The 18997-nt window shown below is 63.2% G+C and carries 18 protein-coding genes; 7 read left to right on the plus strand and 11 right to left on the minus strand.

Features of this window, described 5'->3' with window-relative positions; translation table 11 throughout:
• Positions 1-48: 48 nt before the first annotated feature.
• A complete protein-coding gene (locus tag ACYG9V_RS01090; protein WP_023730780.1) occupies positions 49-1122 on the plus strand; it encodes an ABC transporter ATP-binding protein in 1074 nt (357 codons plus the stop codon).
• Positions 1123-1162: 40 nt separating this feature from the next.
• Here the strand turns inward: ACYG9V_RS01090 and ACYG9V_RS01095 are convergent, their stop codons facing one another.
• From ACYG9V_RS01095 to ACYG9V_RS01115, 5 genes are all read right to left on the minus strand, one after another.
• Positions 1163-2458, minus strand: a complete 1296-nt coding sequence (locus ACYG9V_RS01095; protein ID WP_352765102.1) for a flavin monoamine oxidase family protein — start codon at positions 2456-2458, stop codon at positions 1163-1165.
• Positions 2455-3531, minus strand: a complete 1077-nt coding sequence (locus ACYG9V_RS01100) for an extracellular solute-binding protein (RefSeq protein ID WP_352765103.1) — start codon at positions 3529-3531, stop codon at positions 2455-2457. The genes ACYG9V_RS01095 and ACYG9V_RS01100 overlap by 4 nt, the downstream gene beginning before the upstream one ends.
• Positions 3532-3647: 116 nt before the next feature.
• Positions 3648-4730: an ABC transporter substrate-binding protein gene (locus ACYG9V_RS01105; RefSeq protein ID WP_460221893.1), complete on the minus strand. Its 1083-nt coding sequence runs from the start codon at positions 4728-4730 to the stop codon at positions 3648-3650.
• Between the two features lie 58 nt (positions 4731-4788).
• A complete protein-coding gene (gene betI, locus ACYG9V_RS01110; RefSeq protein WP_023690120.1) occupies positions 4789-5469 on the minus strand; it encodes a transcriptional regulator BetI in 681 nt (226 codons plus the stop codon).
• Positions 5470-5496: 27 nt separating this feature from the next.
• Positions 5497-6297, minus strand: coding sequence for a class I SAM-dependent methyltransferase (locus ACYG9V_RS01115; RefSeq protein ID WP_352765105.1), 801 nt, complete (start codon positions 6295-6297; stop codon positions 5497-5499).
• Positions 6298-6498: 201 nt separating this feature from the next.
• On the opposite strand from ACYG9V_RS01115, the gene ACYG9V_RS01120 reads away from it, so the two are divergent.
• Genes ACYG9V_RS01120 through ACYG9V_RS01135 form a run of 4 tightly spaced genes read left to right on the plus strand, consistent with a single transcriptional unit; the run spans position 6499 to position 11196 of the window.
• Complete coding sequence (locus ACYG9V_RS01120; RefSeq protein ID WP_460221894.1) at positions 6499-8118, plus strand: phytoene desaturase family protein; 1620 nt, start codon at positions 6499-6501, stop codon at positions 8116-8118.
• The gene (locus tag ACYG9V_RS01125) at positions 8105-9670 is read left to right on the plus strand and encodes a phytoene desaturase family protein (RefSeq protein WP_352765106.1); all 1566 of its coding nucleotides are present in this window, start codon (positions 8105-8107) and stop codon (positions 9668-9670) included. Before ACYG9V_RS01120 ends, ACYG9V_RS01125 begins: the two co-directional genes overlap by 14 nt.
• 51 nt (positions 9671-9721) lie before the next feature.
• Entirely contained in the window at positions 9722-10948 is a 1227-nt protein-coding gene (locus ACYG9V_RS01130) for an aminomethyltransferase family protein (protein ID WP_023711678.1), read from the plus strand.
• Positions 10949-10950: 2 nt separating this feature from the next.
• Positions 10951-11196, plus strand: a complete 246-nt coding sequence (locus tag ACYG9V_RS01135) for a hypothetical protein (protein WP_023711677.1) — start codon at positions 10951-10953, stop codon at positions 11194-11196.
• A gap of 3 nt (positions 11197-11199) precedes the next feature.
• On the opposite strand, the gene ACYG9V_RS01140 is transcribed toward ACYG9V_RS01135, so the two are convergent.
• From ACYG9V_RS01140 to ACYG9V_RS01155, 4 genes are all read right to left on the minus strand, one after another.
• A complete protein-coding gene (locus tag ACYG9V_RS01140) occupies positions 11200-12258 on the minus strand; it encodes a dipeptidase (RefSeq protein ID WP_023715013.1) in 1059 nt (352 codons plus the stop codon).
• Positions 12259-12507: 249 nt separating this feature from the next.
• Complete coding sequence (locus ACYG9V_RS01145; RefSeq protein ID WP_023683956.1) at positions 12508-12807, minus strand: GNAT family N-acetyltransferase; 300 nt, start codon at positions 12805-12807, stop codon at positions 12508-12510.
• Positions 12800-13432, minus strand: a complete 633-nt coding sequence (locus tag ACYG9V_RS01150; protein WP_023727286.1) for an alpha/beta hydrolase — start codon at positions 13430-13432, stop codon at positions 12800-12802. Before ACYG9V_RS01150 ends, ACYG9V_RS01145 begins: the two co-directional genes overlap by 8 nt.
• Before the next feature lie 4 nt (positions 13433-13436).
• On the minus strand, positions 13437-14369 hold the full coding sequence (locus tag ACYG9V_RS01155) for a VOC family protein (RefSeq protein ID WP_023696420.1): 933 nt from the start codon (positions 14367-14369) through the stop codon (positions 13437-13439).
• A 217-nt stretch (positions 14370-14586) separates the two neighbouring features.
• On the opposite strand from ACYG9V_RS01155, the gene ACYG9V_RS01160 reads away from it, so the two are divergent.
• Entirely contained in the window at positions 14587-16134 is a 1548-nt protein-coding gene (locus ACYG9V_RS01160) for an alkaline phosphatase family protein (protein WP_352765107.1), read from the plus strand.
• An 88-nt stretch (positions 16135-16222) separates the two neighbouring features.
• On the opposite strand, the gene ACYG9V_RS01165 is transcribed toward ACYG9V_RS01160, so the two are convergent.
• The gene (locus ACYG9V_RS01165; RefSeq protein ID WP_023670087.1) at positions 16223-17527 is read right to left on the minus strand and encodes a PRC-barrel domain-containing protein; all 1305 of its coding nucleotides are present in this window, start codon (positions 17525-17527) and stop codon (positions 16223-16225) included.
• A gap of 258 nt (positions 17528-17785) precedes the next feature.
• On the opposite strand from ACYG9V_RS01165, the gene ACYG9V_RS01170 reads away from it, so the two are divergent.
• Positions 17786-18706 carry a diacylglycerol/lipid kinase family protein gene (locus tag ACYG9V_RS01170; RefSeq protein ID WP_023670088.1) on the plus strand — a complete coding sequence of 307 codons (921 nt, stop codon included), beginning with the start codon at positions 17786-17788 and terminating at the stop codon, positions 18704-18706.
• 26 nt (positions 18707-18732) lie between these two features.
• On the opposite strand, the gene ACYG9V_RS01175 is transcribed toward ACYG9V_RS01170, so the two are convergent.
• Positions 18733-18960: a hypothetical protein gene (locus ACYG9V_RS01175; RefSeq protein ID WP_023670089.1), complete on the minus strand. Its 228-nt coding sequence runs from the start codon at positions 18958-18960 to the stop codon at positions 18733-18735.
• Positions 18961-18997 lie beyond the last annotated feature (37 nt).

The raw sequence follows: 18997 nt of genomic DNA on the forward strand, positions 1-18997 counted from the left end.
GATAAGTCCGAGCGGGCCCAATCTGATCGACCCCAAACCGACCGAGCAATGATCGAAATCCGCAGCGTTACCCGCAGCTATGGGGCGTTCAAGGCGCTCGACGACGCCTCGCTGACCATCAAGGAGGGCGAGTTCTTTTCGCTGCTCGGCCCTTCCGGCTGCGGCAAGACCACGCTGCTGCGCATGATTGCCGGTTTCGACAACCCGACCAGCGGCTCGATCTCGGTCGGCGGCCAGTCGATGGAAGGCATCCCGGCCAACCGCCGGCCGACCAACATGGTATTCCAGAGTTATGCCATCTTCCCGCATCTCAATGTGGAGCAGAATGTCGCCTATGGGCTGAAACGGCTCAGGCTGGGAGGAACGGAAGAAAAGCGCCGCGTCGAGGAAGGGCTGGCGCAGGTGTCGCTCACCGGCCTCGGCAAACGCCTCGCCACCGAGCTTTCCGGCGGCCAGCGCCAGCGCGTGGCGCTCGCCCGCGCCTTGGTGATGCGGCCCAAGGTGCTGCTGCTCGACGAGCCGCTGTCGGCTCTCGACAAGAAATTGCGCGAGCAGATGCAGGTCGAACTGCGCCGCCTGCAGCAGGCGGTCGGCATCACCTTCGTGCTGGTCACCCATGACCAGTATGAGGCGCTCGCTATGTCCGACCGCATCGCCGTAATGTTCGGCGGCAAGATCGCCCAGGTCGCCTCGCCCAAGGAAATCTACCAGCGGCCGGTCAACCGCCAGGTCGCCGATTTCCTCGGCGGCATGAATTTCGTAAAAGCGCAGATCATAGAGGAGAATGCCGCCTCGCTGGTCGTCGACACGCTGGGCTTCGGCCGGGTCAGGACCGACAAGCCGAAGGCCTTCGTGCGCAATGGCGGCGGCGCCACGCTGGGCATCAGGCCGGAGCGATTGCGCGTGCTGTGGGACAACGCGACGGCGAAATTCGAAGTGGCCGGCAAGGTGGTCGAACGCCACTATTTTGGCGAGATCACCCATCTCATCGTCGAGATACCCGGATTGGAAAAGCCACTGTCGGTCACCGAGACCAACGACTTCGGCGCCGACGATATCCCCGTCGGCACTTCGATCCGCCTCGGCTACGATCCGGAGGCCTTGGTGGCGATGGCGGACTGAGCATGATCCCGAAAAGTGGAAACCGGTTTTCGGAATAAGATCATGCTCCACTAAGAATTTTAAGTTCCGTCGCGATCTGTTTGGCTGCGATCCGCCCCATCACGATGGCGCCTTCGACATAACCCGGGAATGACGGCGACAGTTCCGACGATGCGAAATGAACAGGATCTGCGCCGGCACGGATCGTGCGCTCGGCATCCCTTGCCGTCACATCGACAATAAGGTCGCTGTAGGCGCCGCCGCTCCAGCGGTCATCGATCCAGTCGCGCTGGCTGAAATCGATAATATCGGCCGCCTCCGGGCCAAGGGCATCAACGAGCCTTGCCGTGACCTCCGCACGCAGCGCCGCGTCCGCGAGCGGACGCCAACGCAACGCCAGTGGTCCGCCGACGAAGACGACCAGCGCGGCATGTTGCGCATCCTTGCTGGCGTCACAGGCGAACAGGCCCGGCAGGTCGCGCCACATCACCATGCCGCACAGGTCGCGCTCGCGCCAGAACGGCGTGGGATAGCGCACCAGGATCTTGATCACCGCACCGCTTTCCCAGACGCCGAGCGCCTTTGCGAGAGCCGGCGGCAGAGCGGGCGCGAAATCCAGCTTCGCGGCCGTCGCCGGCGGCAGCGCGACCAGCACTTTTCGCGCTTCGATGGCGCTGCTTGCCGAGACGGCACGAACCCCTTGCGGCCCGTGCTCGATGCGCGTAACCGGCTCGTTCAGCCAAACCCTGTCGCCGAGATCTCCCGCCATGTCCTCGGCCAGCGACTGCATGGTTTCGAGCAGCGAATATTGCAGCTCGGGCACCTCGTTGGTGATGCGGCGGTCATTGTCGATGAGGTACCACAGCGGCACCTTGTCCATCGCCAGGCACCACAGGCCTTCGATCATCGAGCGGAAAGCCGTCTTGGCGTCAGTGGGATCATGCTGGCGTTCGAGCCAGGCGGCAGCGCTCATGCCGGCGATCGAGGGATCGTCCGGCTCGATCGCATTCATCCGCTCGCGGATTGCCATCGCGCCATGATAGGTCCGTTCGGCCTCTTCGACCGACAGCGATGGATGGGTGATGAAATCGCCATTCACATAGGTTTCGACGAAGGCCTTGCCACGGGACGCGGCCAGCGCCGTCACCTCCGGCATGTCTTCGCAGAAAAACTGGCCGCCGCTGTCGATGCGCTCGCCAAGCCCGTTGCGAATAGCCTCGACCCTGCCGCCGACGCGGTCGCGTGCCTCGAGCAGCACGACATCGATGCCGGCCTTTCTGAGCTCAAGCGCAGCCGACAGGCCGGTGAAACCGGCGCCGACGATGACGACATCGGTTCTTTCAGTCCTGTCGCTCAATAGCCGGCCTTGATCTTCTCGAATTCCGTGACCATGCGCTGCTTGAGCTCAGGCGGCACCGGCTGCTGGAACAGCGTCTTGTCCAAGAACTTGTCGAGATTGTCGAAGCCACGGTCGCTCAGCACCTGATGGTCGATCGCGGCCATCCCGGCGCTGTTGCCGTGGCCGTAGCCGAAGGTCTTGACCAAGTAATCGGACACGGCATGCGCGTTGACCGCACTGAGGAAATCATAGGCCTGGTCGAGCTTGCCCGGCGCATCCTTCATCAGCACATAGCCGCACACCCAGGTGGATATGCCTTCCCTGGTGTCGCGGTTCATGGCGATCGGCATGCCTTGGCCCTTGAGCGTCACGAAGGTCTCATTCCAGCCCCAGACGAGGTCGACCTCATTGCCGGTAAAGGCCTGGTTGAGGTCGGTGTCGTCGGTCCAGTAAAAGCGGATGTTCTTGTGGACGTCACGCAGGAAGGCGGACGCCTCCTGGAACTGCGCGTCGGTCATCTTGGTCCAGTCCTTGAGGCCGATGACCAGGCTGGCCAGCGCATAGGCGTCATCGACATTGTCGCCGATGGTGACGCGGCCCTTGAATTTGGGATCGGCGAAAATCTTCAGCGACTGCGCTTCCTCCGCGGTGACCTTGTCGGTGCGGTAGAGCAGCGAAGTGTTGCCCCAGTCGAACGGCATGAACCAGGCCTTGCCGTCGGCGGTGACGGCGAGATCCTTCATCGCCATGATGCCGGGATTGAGATCCTTCCAGCCGGCGATCCGCGAGGTGTCGAGCGGTTGCAGAATGCCGGCCGCGCGCCACTTGGTCACGCTTTGCGAGCAGGGGTGGGCGATGTCGGCCTTGAAGCCGGCGCGCATCTTCTGGAACGCTTCCTCCTCGTCGCCGAAGAAAGCAAAGGTCGGCTCGGCGCCGTATTTGGCGGTGTAGTCGGGGTGCAGCAACGGATCTTCATAACCCGACCAGTCGAACACGACGAGGTCTCCGCCGCCTTCGGCATAAGCAAGCACGTCGCCTGCGCCGACCGTAAGGGCGGCAGCAAGAGCAAGGCGGCGAAGCATGGAATTCATGGCGCGAAACTCCTCATCGCGAAAAGCGGCCGGGCGACGTTACGGAATTTCAGCGGCCTTGGCGAGACCGTCTGCCCGGCGCACTGACAGGCAGACGGAGGAAGCCGGACAGAGCTTTAGTACCCCGCCTTGATCTTCTCGAATTCGGCGATCATCTTGAGCTTGAGCGACGACGGCACGGGCGATTGGAACAGGGTCTTGTCGACGAATTTCTGCACATCGTCATAGCCCTTTTCTTTCAGGATCGCCGGGTCGACGCCGGCCATGCCCTTGGCGTTGGCCTGGCCATAACCCCAGTCCTTGACCAGCACCTTGGCGGTCTCGGGATCGTTGATCGCGTTGAGGTAGTCATAGGCCTTGTCGACATTGCCGGGTGCGTCCTTGAACAGCACGTAGCCGCAGACCCAGGTCGAGATGCCTTCGTCCGTATCCTTCTTGGACTTGATCGGCACACCGGCAGCGACGGATTGTACCGTGGCATCGTTCCATGCCCAGGCGAGATCGACCTCGCCGCCGCTCAGCAACTGGACGACGTCCGTGGTATCGGTCCAGTAGGAGCGGACATTCTTGTGCACCTGGCGCAGGAAGTCGGACGCCTGCTTGAACTGGTCGTCCGTCATCTTGGTCCAGTCCTTGAGCCCCATGGCAAGGCTGGCCAGCGCATAGGCGTCGTCGACATTGTCGCCGATCGAGACCCGCCCCTTGAACTTGGGATCGGCGAAGGCCTTCAGCGACTGCACATCCTTCGCGTCGATCTTGTCGGAGTTGTAGGTGAGCTGGGTGTTGCCCCAGTCCCACGGCATGAACCAGGCCTTGCCGTCCGAAGTGGTGGCCAGATCCTTCATCGCCATGATGCCGGGATTGAGATCCTTCCAGCCGGTGATCTTCGAGGTGTCGAGCGGCTGCAGCAGCCCCGCCTCGCGCCACTTTGTCACGCTCTGCGAGCAGGGATGACCAAGATCGGCCTTGAAGCCGGAGCGCACTTTTTCGAAGGCTTCGTCCTCGTCGCCGAAGAAGGCGAAGGTCGGCGAGTCGCCGTTCTTCTCGACATATTTGGGGTGGAAGCTCGGGTCCTCATAGCCGGACCAGTCGAACACGATCAGGTCCTTGTCGGCGGGGACCGCAATCGCCGCGGCCGAACCAGCCAGCGTCGCCGTCAGCGCCAATGTCAGTGTCAGGCGTCGGGCTATTCTTTTCATGCTGTTCCATCCTCTTTGTTTCTGATTGTTCGCTCCGGCTTGGATCCGCCGGTTGTTGTCAACGTCCGCTGTCCGGCGGGTAGTGCTTCGGAAAGGCGGCCGACAGGAATTCGTTTGCCGCCTGTAGCGCGCTCTCACGGGTGACGTCCTCGGTCCCCATCATCAGCCGCAGCCACAAGCCCTCCAGCATGGCGCTGAGCGCCAGCGCCATGACCTGCGGCTCATAGCCATAACCACCGCCCTGCTTGAGCGTGGCACAGAGGTCGATGAAGATCTTCTGGTAGGCCGCGTCGCGCGCGCCGCACAGCGCCTGGTAGGTCGGCCGCGACTTGGCCTCGCCCCAGAACGCGCACCACGCCGCGAGCTTGCGCTTGTTGCAGATCGAACGGTCGAAATCGGCGGCGACCAGCGCCCGCAGCTGCCGGGCTGGATCCTCGCCGGCCTTGGTCAGCGCGACGCGCCAATGCGCCGCATATTCGTCGGCCATATAGGCCAGCGTGGCGACGAGCAGCTTCTCCTTGCTCTCGAAATGAAAGTTGACGATGCCGCGCGACAGGCCGGCGCCGTCAGCGACATCGGCCATCGTCGTTTCCGAATAACCGCGCTTGGCCAGCGAATCGATGGTCGCTTCGATCAGCTGCTGTTGCCTGACCTCCTTCGACGCCTTGCGGCCGCGTTTTTCCGGCTCGGTTTTTCCAGACGTGTCGGAGGATCGCTCTTCGCGCGCTGCAGCTTTCATCGGTGCCGTCATGCTCCACATTGCCGGCTATCCCACCACAGCCGGCTTCCACCCGCGAAGATGAGTGGGACGGTGCTCGCCACTGTCAAGCACCTTCTGCATGGCTTCCCAGGTCTTGATGTTCTTGTCGACATAGGCCGCTCCGACCGCGACTGCCGCCGTCTCGTAGAGCGGGCCTTTCAGCCTTTCCAGCTCGCCGCGTGCGACCTCGCGGTACCAAGAATTGCGGTCCTTCACAGTGACATCGGCAAAGCCGGCGCTGCGCATCGCTTGCGCATAGCGTGCCGGCGAGGCCATGGCGAAGGACAGGCCTTCGGCCGCGACATAGGCCTTCATCTCAGATGACGGCTCGCCGTCATGGCCGATCAGCCAGTCGGAGGCGGCAAGGACGCCGCCCGGCTTCAGCACGCGGAAGATTTCCGCAAACAGCGCGTCCTTGTCGGACACGTGCACCAGCGCATCCTTGGAGAAGACGACATCGAACGAAGCGTCGGCAAAAGGCAGCGGCCCCGGCGGCGCCTGGACGAAGCTGGCGCGGTCTGAAAGCCCTCGTGCAGCGGCATGCTTTCTGGCCGCCTCGATCACCGGCCGCTCGATGTCGAAGCCGGTGGCATGAGCAGCACCGTGGCGCTCCACCAGATGCAGCGCGATGCCGCCGGAGCCGCAGCCGATGTCGAGGATCGTCTTGCCCCTGAGCGACAGCCCTTCGACCACCCGGTCGACCTCGTCTGGTCCGCCCGGCGACAGATAGCCCTCGGCCCACAGCGCCTCGAGGAAGCGGATCGCGGCGTCGTCATATTCCGGCTCGCCATCTGCCGTTTCGATCATCAGACCTTAAGTCCCGTCAGCCGAATTGCGCAGGTTCGAATGCCGGCAAAGCGTAGCGTATTAACAGGAAAACGCAATATCATTTGTTGAACATTCATTCAGAATGGCTGGACAGAATAGCCGCTGCCGTGCCAAATTCCGCGCATTCGGCGACAAATCACGCGAAAATGAAGGGTCGAGCACCATGAAGGCTGGGCGCGAATGAAAGCTTGGGATGCGATCGTCATCGGCGGCGGACACAACGGCCTGGTCAACGCCTGCTATTTGCAACGCGCCGGGCTCGACGTGCTGGTGGTGGAAAAGAACGACTGGGTCGGCGGCGCCGCCACCAGCCGCGAGCTGACGCCGGGCTTCCTCTACTCCAACTGCTCCTATGTCTGCTCGCTGTTTCGCCCCGAGATCATGCGCGACCTCGAACTGCCGCGTTTCGGCTTGCAGGTTATTTCCTATGAAGGCGGCGCCGTGTTCACCCGCGACGGCGACTACCTCGCCAACTACCGTGACCACGATGCGCACCGGCGCGAATTCGCCCGCTTCTCCAGGCGCGACGCGGAGGCCTATGACCGCTATTCGCGCGACGTGACGCGGCAGTGCCGTTTCATCCAGCCGCTGCTGATGCGCACCGCACCGGACCCGGCCAGTCTCAAGCCGCGCGACCTCGGAGAGCTTCTCTATCTCGGCAAGAAATTCGTCGGCCTGTCATCAGAAGAAATGGCGCTGACGCTGCGCTTCTGGACCATGTCGATCTCGGAATTCCTCGACGAATATTTTGAGACCGATGTCATCAAGGCGAACTTCGCTTTGTCCGGCATTATCGGTACCGCGCTCGGGCCGATGTCGCCCGGCACAGCCTACGTGCTGCTGCACCATTATATGGGTGAGGTCGACGGCTCGGTCGGCGCCTGGGGCTATGCGCGCGGCGGCATGGGCGCCGTCACGAAGGCGCTCGCCGCTTCCTTCAAGGCGTCCGGCGGCGCTATCCGCACCGGCGCCGAGGTCGACCATGTGCTGGTGAGCCGAGGCAAGGCCAAGGGCGTGGTGCTGGCCGGCGGCGAGGAGGTCTACGGCAAGCTCGTCGTCTCCAACGCCGACGTCAAACGCACATTCCTGAAACTGGTCGAGGAGAAGGAACTGCCCGACATTTTCCTGCGGCGGGTCAGGAACTTCAAGATCCGCGGCTCCTCCGGCAAGGTCAACATCGCGCTGGATTCTCTGCCGGAATTCCCGGCACTGCCGAAGGATTTACCCGTTTATCGCGGCGACATGCATTTCACCGATTCCATGGAGCGCATGGAGCGCGCCTATGACGACTGGAAGGCCGGTCGCTGGTCGGCCGACCCATTCCTCGACATGGTCATCCCAACGACGCTCGACCCGACCATGGCGCCGCCGGGCAAGCATTTCATGAGCTGCTTCGTGCAGTACGCGCCGCCCAAGGTGAATGGCCAGGACTGGACCGATGCCGACCGCGACGGTTTCGCTGAAAGCGTGGTTGCGCAGATCGCGGAATACTCGCCAGGCTTCCGCGACCGCATCGTCCATATGGAGGTGCGCACGCCACGCGAGATCGAGGCCGAGGTTGGGCTGACCGAAGGCAATATTTTCCAGGGCGAGCTGACCTTCGACCAGCTGCTGTTCAACCGGCCGGTGCCGGGCTACGCACAATACCGCTCGCCGGTCGGCGGGCTCTATATGTGCGGCTCCTCGACACATCCCGGCGGCGGCGTCATGGGCGCACCCGGCCGCAATGCGGCAGCCGAGATCCTGCGCGACCTCGCCAAATCGACCTCCCATATGAGCCCGGCCCATGACGTCATTTGATGCCATTATCATTGGCGGTGGCCACAACGGCCTTGTCGCTGCCGCCACGCTGGCCAAGGCCGGCCGCAAGGTGCTGGTGCTGGAAGCCGCTGGCGATGTCGGCGGCGCGGCGCGCACCGAAGAGTTTGCGCCGGGTTTTCGGGTCTCCTCGATCGCGCATGTGCTGAACCGCCTGCACCCCGACGTGGTGAAGACATTGGAGCTGGAGAAACACGGGGTGCAGGTCACCCGTACAGACTTCATGCCGTCGGTCGCCTTGGCGAAGGACGGCCCGCCGCTTGTCCTGCATGGCGCCTATGGCGAAGTGCTGACCGGCTCCACTCCGTCCGAGCAGTCCGCCTGGAAGGAATTGCGCGCGCAACTCATGCGCTATGCCGGCATCCTGAAACCGTTCCTGTCGCGGCGCCCGCCCGATCTCGGTGGCATGTCGCTGCTTGAAACCGCAGCGCTCGGCCAGACGGCCGTGGCGCTGAAAAAGCTCGGCAAGGAAGACATGCGCGATTTCCTGCGGGTGCTCCTGTTGAACGTCGCCGACCTGCTCGACGAACAGCTTGCCGATCTCAGGCTGAAGGGCCTGCTTGCCTTCGACGCCACGCTTGGCAGCCACCTCGGCCCGCGTTCGCCGACCTCGCTGCTTGGCCTCTATTACCGGCTGGCCGGCGAGACTGACGGTGCGGCCGGGGCACAGATGCTGCCGAAAGGTGGTATGGGTGCGGTCGTTGCCGCCATTCGCGCGGCGGCGGAGAAAGCCGGCGTCACCATCCGCACGGCAGCGCCCGTGGCCAGAATAGTCGTCGAGAAAGGGCGCGCCCTCGGCGTGACCCTCGACGGCGGCGAGGTGCTGCACGCCAGAACGATCGTCTCCGCCATCAACCCGGCGACGACCATGCTCGATCTCGTCGGCCCGCGCGAGATCGACACGGGTTTCGTGCGCAAGGTAAAGAACATCCGCATGAGGGGCGACGCGGCGAAGCTCCATCTGGCGCTCGAACGGCAACCGCAATTTTCCGGCGTCGGCGCCGATAATCACAAGGGCCGTCTGGTCATCGCGCCCTCGGCCGACCATGTCGAGCGCGCCTTCAACCCGTCAAAATATGGCGAGTTCTCAGCCGAACCGGTGATGGAGATCACACTGCCGTCGCTCTCCGACCCGTCGCTCGCGCCAAGCGGCGCCTGCGTGCTGTCGGCGATCGTGCAATACGCGCCTTATGCGCTGAAAGAGGGTTGGGATGCCGGCAAGCCGAAATTCCTCAAGGCTGTTATGGCGCAACTCGAAGCGTACGCCCCCGGTATCGGCAAGTCCGTGCTGCATGCCGAGCTTTTGACGCCAGCCGATATCGAAGCCAATTGCCGCATGCCGGGCGGCCATTGGCACCACGGCGAATTGCAGGCCGACCAGATGTTGATGTCGCGGCCCGTCTCCGGCTGGTCGGGCTACGACACGCCGATCGAGGGGCTGTTCCTGGCCGGCGCCGGTTCGCATCCGGGCGGCGGCGTTTCGGGTGCTCCCGGTTTGAATGCGGCGCGGCGCATCATCGCGATGAAGGGATGATCTGATGTTTCAGCCAGTCAACGCCGCACTTTACGGCGAAGGAATGCCGTCATGACGAGTCCGATCAACAACGCCGCCCGCACCACAGCGCAGTCGCATTTCCGCACACTGCGTCTCGGCACGCCGTTCCAGCCGCGCATCGATGCGCTGGCCAAAACTCAGGACTGGTACAATTGGGCCGGCTATCGCGCGCCGCGTTCGCTGTGGGACGAGGAACTCGAATATTTCGCCATCCGCAGCCAGGCGGCTTTGTTCGACATCTCGCCGATGACCAAATACCGCATCGAGGGGCCGGATGCCGAAGCCTTCCTCGATCGCGTCACGCTGCGCGATGTCACCAAGCTGAAACCGGGCCGCGTCCACTACACCGCATGGTGCGACGACGAAGGTTTTGTCCTCGATGACGGCACGCTGTTCCGGCTGTCGCCGACCCGCTTCCGCCTGTGTTCGCAGGAGCGGCACCTGCCCTGGCTGCTCGACAGCGCCATCGGTTTCGAAGTGACCGTCGAAGAAGAGACTGAAAGCGTCGCTGGTCTCGCTCTGCAAGGCCCAACCTCCTTCGCCGTGCTGCGCGAGGCCGGCTTTGCCGGCGTTGAAAAACTCAAAGTGTTCGATCTCGCCGAGTTCCCGCACGATGGCGGCACTATCACCATCTCGCGCACCGGCTTCACCGGCGATCTCGGCTACGAACTGTTCGTGCCGGCCGAAAAAGCGCTCAGCCTCTGGGACCGCCTGATGACGGCAGGCGAACTGCGCGGCATCCGCGCCATCGGCTACGCCGCCCTCAACCGCGCCCGGCTGGAAGCCGGCCTCATCGTCGCCAATGCCGACTTCACCACCGCCGAGCATGCCATTCGCGCCGACCGTCTGCGCATGCCGGACGAGATCGGTCTGGGCTTTATGGTCGATTTGGGAAAAGGCCATTTCAATGGAAGCCGCGCCATGCTCGAAGCGCGCGCTAAACGCAAGCTGCGCCATGTGCTGGTCGGGCTGGAGATCGAAGGCAACATCCCGGCCGAACACGCCATCGTCTATCACAAGAAGCATCAGGAGGTCGGGCTGGTCAGCGCCGCCATGTGGTCGCCGATGGCCAAGCGCAATATCGCCATCGCCTCGCTGACGCGTCCCTATGGTGATAGGATGGTCGAAGACCTCTGGGTCGAGATCTACGCAATGCGCGAGTTGCAGTACCAGAAGCTGATGAAGCGGGCCAAGGTGGTGGCCCGTCCCTTCATCAAGCTCGACCGCCGCACCGCCAATCCGCCGGCGGATTTCTGATCATGGCCGACGAACCGGATGATGAGGCGGAAGCCGCCGAACAGTGGCAGCTGGTCAACACGCCGCTCGGCGAAAAATGGTCGGGTCGCGCCCGCTATGCCGCCGCCATGTACTTCTACAAGCGCGGCGAAATGAGCGCCGAGACGCTCGAAGTCTACCGCATCTGCGCGCGGCTCGACTGGGAGAACCCGCTGCCGATGATCAGGGATCGCGGCGGCCAGGATTGGCTGAAGCGCATGGGCGCTTAAGCCTCAGCCTATGGTTCTTTCGAGAACGCTCAGCCAGTTGCGATAGGCTATCTTCTCGATCAACGCGCGTCCGAAACCGCGCGCGGCCAGCGCATCTATCAGCTTCGGCAGACCGGCAACGTCGCCGATGACGGCCGGAATCATCGCCCCGTCGAAATCCGAGCCGAGACCGACGCCGTCCTCGCCCAGCGCCTGCAGCAGCGAGTCGACATGGCGCACCATGATGTCGAGGCTGGTGTCCGAATTCATCCGTCCGTCTTCACGCAGGAAGCCGGTGGCGAAGTTGAGCCCGACCATGCCGCCGGTCTCGCGGATAGCGCCGAGCTGCCAGTCCGTCAGGTTGCGCGAATGGGTGCACAGCGCATGCACGTTGGAATGAGTGGCGACCAGCGGCGCATCGCTGAGCGCGGCGACATCGCGAAAGCCCTTTTCGTTGAGATGTGACAGGTCGACCATGATCTTGAGCTGATTGCAGGCCTTGACCAGCGCCTTGCCGGCATCGGTCAGCCCCGGTCCGGTATCGGGCGACGACGGAAAGCGGAACGGGACGCCATGGCCGAAGGCGTTGGGTCGGCTCCAGACAATGCCGAGCGAGCGCAGGCCGGCTTCGTAGAGCACGTCGAGCAAGGTAAGTTCGGGATCGATCGCCTCGACGCCTTCGATGTGAAACACCGCTGCGATCGAACCTTTCGCCATCGCCTCGCGAATGTCACCGGCACTGCGGCAGACGGTCAGCGCCCCCGCTCGCTCCAGCCGAAACAGGATCGAGGCCATGCCGATGGTGGAATTGAGCGCATCAGCGCGTGGCAGTTCCGGCGGCAATGGCTCATTGTCGCTCGGCGCCGGCGGCACCGCAGAGCGTTTGCTCTTCTCGACCGGCGGTGGAAAGATCGCGAACATGCCGCCGGCAAAGCCGCCCTTCTTGGCGCGCGGCAGATCTATATGACCGCCCTGCGTCCCCTCGATGAACAGCTTTTCGACGTCGGTGTCTTTCGACTGGTACAGTCGCAGCAGCGTGTCGTTGTGGCCGTCGAAGACGGGGACGAGATCGGATTCGGTCATCAGGAAGCCATTCGGTCAGTTGGCAGGAGCGGACGAACCGCAGCGAACTGTGTACTTAGGCAAGAAGGCCGAACTGCGCAAATGCCAGAGAGGCGTTCGCTCTTGTGGCTGAGCGACTCCGACCACCTGCCGGGTCCCCGCTGCTTCGCAGCGTCCCGGCGTTCGCCGGCCTTTCATCGTGCCACCGGCACGATGAATTCGCCTTCGGCGACCGGCAACTCACCCCACAAGGGGAGAAGGGAAAAAGGTCTATTGCTTCAGCACATCCGCCCATTCCGGATGGCGGCGGAACTGGGCGTTGGCGAAGGGGCAGAGCGGGATGATCTTCTTGCCCACTGCCCGCGCGTCCTCGACGGCGCGTGTGACAAGCCGAAGGCCGGCGCCCTGGCCGCGAAACACGTCCGGCACTTCGGTGTGATCGATGATGATCTGGTGCTCGCCGACCTTGGTGAAGGTCATTTCCGCCTCGGCGCCGCCGGGTCCGCGCAGCACATAACGTCCCTTCGAGCCGCGGTCCTCGAGTTCGATCTCAGGCAATTCGTCAGGCATCGCTTGCTCCTTCAACCGGCGCATCGGCAAAAAGCCGCCTCGCCGCTTCGATCTCGTTTGGTCGAATTTCGTGGCCGCCATCGTGCCACTCCACTGTGACATCGGCGCCATCGGCGCGCAAATAGGCCTCCAGCCGGGATGTCAGGTTGGGCGGGCAGATCGGGTCGCGCTTGCCGGCGGTGACCAGGATGCGGCGTCCGGCAAGGCTGCCCTGCACCTGCGGTTCGAACGGGATCAGCGGGTGCATCAGCACCGCCGCATCGAACAGCTCGGGCGCGGCGAACATTACGGACGCCAGGATGTTGGCGCCGTTGGAATAGCCGAGACCCAAGACCGAAGATGGCCTTGCCGCTGCCACCTGCGCCTTGATGAAACCGGCCATCTTGGCGGTCGCCCGCGCGAGGTCGTCCATGTCGTAGACGCCCTCGCCGGTGCGGCGGAAGAAACGCGCCGCACCATGCTCGGAAACATCGCCGCGCGGCGATACGATCGTCGCCTGTGGCGCGAGGTCGCGCCCGAGCGACAGCAGCTGGCTCTCGTCCGCGCCGGTGCCGTGAAAGACGAAGAGCAGCGGGCCGCCGGGCGAACCCGGCAGCGCCTTATGGATGTAAGCTTCCTTGCTCATCGTCTCAGCCTTCCAGCTTCTGCAGATGCTCTTCAAGATAGGGCCGCAGATGCTGGTGCTGCGTCGGCAGTTTCAGGGCTTCGCCGAGATGGGCGGTGTCCTCGTCGCGGTCGAAGCCCGGCTCATTGGTGGCGACTTCGAACAGCACGCCGCCCGGCGTGCGGAAATAGATCGCCCAGAAATAGTCGCGGTCGATCACCGGCGTTACGCCATAACCCGTATCGATCAGCGCCTTGCGCACTTGGAGTTGCTGGGCGCGGTTCTCCACCGCGAAGGCGACATGGTGGACCGAGCCGGCGCCGAGATTGGCAAAGCCCGCGGTAGGCAGCGATTCGATATCGACGACATCAGCGCCGTTGCCGTTCTTGATGGCGAGCCGGCTGACACTGCCGGACTTGTCCACTTGCTCATAGCCCATGAACTTCAACAGCTCTTCCGTGGCGCCGCCATCCTTCAATCTGAGCGAGACCGAGTGGAAGCCGCGTATCGCCTCATCAGCGGGAATGCCGCCTTTCAACCATGGCGCGCGGCTGTCCGCTTTGTCTTCGACCAGCGCGAAACCGTCGCCGTCGGGACCGGCGAAGGCCAGCCGCTTCTCGCCGAACGTCTCTTCGCGGGAGACACCCGCAACGCCTTCATCGGCGAAGCGCTTTTCCCAATAGCCGAGCGTGCCGGCCGGCACCGAATAGGCCGTGGTACCGACCTCGCCGACGCCGTGGCGGCCCCTGGCAATGTCGGGGAACGGAAAATAGGTCATCACCGAGCCGGGCGTACCGTGCTCGTCGCCATAATAGAGGTGATAGACATCTGGCGCGTCGAAGTTGACGGTTTTCTTGACCCGGCGCAGGCCGAGCTTGTGCGTGAAGAAATCATTGTTCTGGCGCGCATCGCCGGCCATCGACGTCACGTGATGCAGGCCCTTGATCTGGTCGAGCATTGTCTTGCTCCTTCCCTTCGGTTTGCGGCCCTTGCCGCTGTCCACGCCTATATGAGGGGCCGCCCGGCAATGGCAAAGGCGGCAATCTCAGAATGGACTGTATCCCAATAGTGAACAGCAGGAAATTTTCGTTCACCATTTAAGCAAGACCGACAGGCTTGCGCCGCAGCCAAATTCCGGTTCATTGAACGTCTTCCCGACGTGACAGGATAGAGCATTGGCCGCGAAAAGCAGACGACCGAACGTCCTATTCATCTCCTGCGACCAATGGCGGGGCGATTGCCTGTCGGCTGCCGGCCATGCCGTGGTGAAGACGCCGAATGCCGATGCGCTCGCCGCCGAAGGCGTCCTTTTCAAGCGGCATTACGGCGGCGCGGCGCCCTGCTCGCCGGCCCGCGCGTGCCTCTATACCGGCCTTTACCAGATGAACAATCGCGTCTGCCGCAACGGCACGCCGCTCGACGCCCGCCACGGCAACATGGCGCTTTCGGCCCGCGCCCTCGGCTATGATCCGACTTTGTTCGGCTACACCGACGTCTCGCCCGATCCGCGCACGATGGCGCCGGGCGATCCCCGGCTGAAAAGCTATGAGGGCGTGCTGCCCGGCTTCAGCGTGCGCCAGCTCCTGCCTGAGCATCAGAAACCATGGCTGTCATGGCTGAAGGCACGTGGCGTCGACACCAGCGCAGGCTCTCCCGGCATTCACCGTCCCGTGGGCGGGGAAGCGAGCGGCGCCGTGACCAATGCGCCGCCTGTTTATTCCAGGGACGAGACGCCGACCGCTTTTCTTGCCGGCAAATTCATTCGCTGGCTGGACGAACAGGATGCGCCATGGTTCGCGCATGTCTCCTTCATCAACCCGCATCCGCCCTTTGTCGTGCCGCAGCCCTACAACACTATGTATGATCCAGCCGATGGTCCCGCCTTCCGCCGCCAGGAAAGTTGGCAGGTGGAAGCTGAGAGCCATCCCTATCTGGCATATGATCTTGGCCGCCAGAAGCGGAAAAGCTTCCGCCCGGGCACCGACGGCCACGTGCGCGACTGGGGCGAGGACAACATCCGGGCCATCCGCGCGATCTATTACGGCATGATCTCGGAGGTCGACGCGCAGCTTGGCCGCATCTGGCAAGCGATCAAGGCGGCGAATGGATGGGATGACACCATCATCGTGCTGACTTCGGACCACGCCGAGATGATGGGAGACCATTTCATGCTGGGCAAAGGCGGCTTCTTCGACGGCAGCTATCACATCCCATTGATCGTGCGCGACCCACGACGCGGCAATGCAGCCGGCTCGATCGTCAACCACTTCACCGAGGCAGTCGACATCTTTCCGACTTTGCTCGATCTGCTTGACGCCGACGCCCAGCTGCGTCTCGACGGCCGCTCGCTCAAACCGTTCCTGCAAGATGAACCGCCTAAGGATTGGCGCGACGCGGCGCATTGGGAGTTCGACTTCCGCTCGATTGCCAGCGGTGAGGCCGAACGGCATTTCGGCATCGGCTCGCGCCAGTGCAACCTCGCCGTCATCCGTACGGAAAAATTCAAATACGTGCATTTCGGCGGCGGCCTGCCGCCGCTGCTCTTCGACATGGAGAAGGATCCGGGCGAACTGGCCAACGTTGCCGCCGACCCGGCCTATCTCAGCGTGCGGCTTGAATTTGCCGAGCGGCTGCTTGCCTGGCGCGCCGAGCATCTCGACCAGTCGCTGGCGCTTGCAGAGCTGACGGGCCAGGGGGTGGTGGGGTATGTGGGCAGGCAGTAGGAGGCAGCAGGCAGCAGAATGTTTCCGGCGGCCTGATGCCTAGTCGCTTGGTTTTTCGCCTACTGCCTAATCCCTACTGCCTATTCCCTTACTGTACCATCATCCGCTGCTGGTCGCGCTTCTCAGCATAGCTGCCCTTGTCATAGGCGGCCTGCGCCTGCAGCTGCTCCTTGGTGAAGTTGGTGTAGAGATATTTGTTGCCGTCCTTGTCGGTCATGAATTTGAGCTTGTCCATGCCGACCGCGACCTCCTTGGCGCCGATGCCTAGAAAGCCGCCGACATCGATGATGACGGCATCCGGCTTGCTGTCGGGCGTGAGCACGACGTCGCCGATCTCGCCGACCTTGGCGTCGTTGGCGCCATAGACGGTGGTGCCCTTCAGGTCGTCGCCTCTGATGTTACCGACCGGCATTTCGGTCAATGTGGACTTGTCGATCGCTGCCGTTTGCGTCGGATCGGTAGCCTTTGTCCCGGCCGGAGCTTCCGCGGTCTTGTCCGCTGGCTGAGCATTGTCAGCCGGTGCAACGGCCGTCGGGGCAGCCGGAGCAGTCGGCTGCGTCGCGTCGGAGGTTGTCGTCACGGGCGCCGGATCATAGGGCTTCCGGTCGAAATCAGGCTGCGCCTGCAGTTCCTCCTTGGTCGTCTGCGCCACCAGCCAGCGATCGCCGTTCTTTTCGGCCCACCGCGCCTTGGCGAAATCATAGGTGACATTCTTTTCACCCATGCCGAGGAAGCCGCCGACGCCGATCACCAGCGACTGCGCCTTGCCATCCTTGGTCAGCACGATGTCGTTGACGTCGCCGATATTCTGGGCATCGTCGCCAGTGCCATTGTAGACATTCTCGCCGATGATGTTGGTTGCGAGATTGCCGTCAGCGCGTTTCACCGCCGGTTCTGACGGCGCGGCGTTGAGATCAACCGGCTTCTGCGGGTCGTTCTGCGCCGTGGAAGCAGGCGCCGAGGCCGGATCGTAAGGCTTGCGGTCGAAGTCGGGCAGCGCCGTCAACGCTTCTTTCGTTGTCTCGGCGACGAGCCAGCGGTCACCATTCCTCTCGACCCATTGCAACTTGCCGTAGTCAAAGGCGACGTTCTTGCTGCCTATGCCGAGGAAGCCGCCAACGCCGATAATGGCGGATTTCGCCTGGCCGTTTTCATCGAGGACGACGTCGCTGACGTCACCGATCTTCTGGGCATCGTCGCCAGTGCCATTGTACACCGACTCGCCGATGATATTGGTCATCAGCGCGCCGTCGGCCTGTTGCGGCGCCGGCGCGATGGTGGCAGGGGCTTCAGCCGGCGCTGGGGTCGTCGCCGGGGTCGTCGTTGACTGCGCAAACGCACCGGTAGCGATCAGCGTTGCGAGTGCGGTCGTCGCGAACAGTGTGCGGATCATGATTAAGTCTCCTCTTGCGTGATCTCGTGCGCGCCGCAATCGGCAAACCACTTGCCGGGAGACCGAAGGCGGCGCCTCCAATGGGATCACAACGTTGTGACAAGGCGCTTGTTCCGAAAAAACGGCAGCATCGAAATACCCTGGGCAAGTCCGCGGAATCGCCCGACATTCCCGCCCGGCCGATGGAACCTTTGCCAAGCTTGCCCGTTTCAGCCTGCGGCTGGCATTCCGGCCGCTAAAAAGAATACGGAGTGGGGCATGCGATTTGCAGCGGTGCTGAACCGGGACGGCGGCACCTTGCGGACCACCGATCTTTCAGCGCTAACCGACCGGATGCGCCAGACGCTCGAGGCGGCTGGTCACTCCATCGAGATCGACATCGTCGCCGGCAAGGAGATTGTCGCGGCGCTCGACAAGGTCGCCGCGCGGCGCGACATCGACGTCGTGCTGGCCGGTGGCGGCGACGGCACCATTTCGGCCGCCGCGGGGCGGCTGATGAATGGCAAGAAGGCGCTGGCCGTCCTGCCTGCGGGAACAATGAACCTGTTCGCCCGCGGCCTTGGAATTCCGCAGACCATCGATGGCGCGCTGAAGTCCTTTGCCGACGGCGAGATCATGGCGGTCGATATCGCGAGCGCGAATGGCCGGCCGTTCGTGCATCAGTTCTCGATCGGCCTGCACGCCAGGATGGTGAAGCTGCGCGACAATATGGAATTCGCCTCGCGCTTGGGAAAGATTCGCGCTTCGGCCAAGGCCGCTTGGACGACGATCAACAATCCTCCCGCCATGAAGGTGACATTGACGGTCGGCGAAGCCGAGATCGTGACCCGCATCAGCGGCATCGGCATTTCCAACAATCTGTTTGGCGAAGGCCATCTGCCTTATGCCGACAATCCTGCCGGCGGCGTGCTCGGCATCTATGTCACCGTGGCGCGGCAGCGTGGCGAGCTGGTCAGGGCGCTCTTCGACATGGCTCGAGGCAGGTGGCGCGACAGCGATCATGTCGAAACTCATCAGGCCGACAAGGCAATCGTGAAGATCCATACCGGGAGCAAGAAATTCGGCGCCGTCATCGACGGCGAACTGGTCAAGCTGGAGCGCGAAACGACAATCCAGATCCACCCTGGCGCACTGAACGTCCTGGTTCCGGCGCAAGCCGCCCAGGCGAAGGCCGCCTGATGCGATTACGAATGACGCGGAAAACCCTAGCCGCCCGACTGCCCCTCGCCGGCTGGCGAGCTCTGGTTGGCCGGCGCGGTCTGGCCGGTGGGCTGCCCTTGGCTTTCAGGGGTATCTGGATCTATCTTTTGGCCATAAATCTCGGCCGCTCCCCAAGCAATAAAAGCCAGGAGCAACGCGGCGACCAATATGCGCAGGCCGTGCCAACCCCAGCGCCCCTGACGGGCTTTGTTTTCAGGGGCGATCTTGGTCATTGGCGGCGTTCCTGTCGTGCAACCGGCATGGTCGATG

It is taken from the genome of Mesorhizobium sp. W016 (assembly GCF_054719485.1).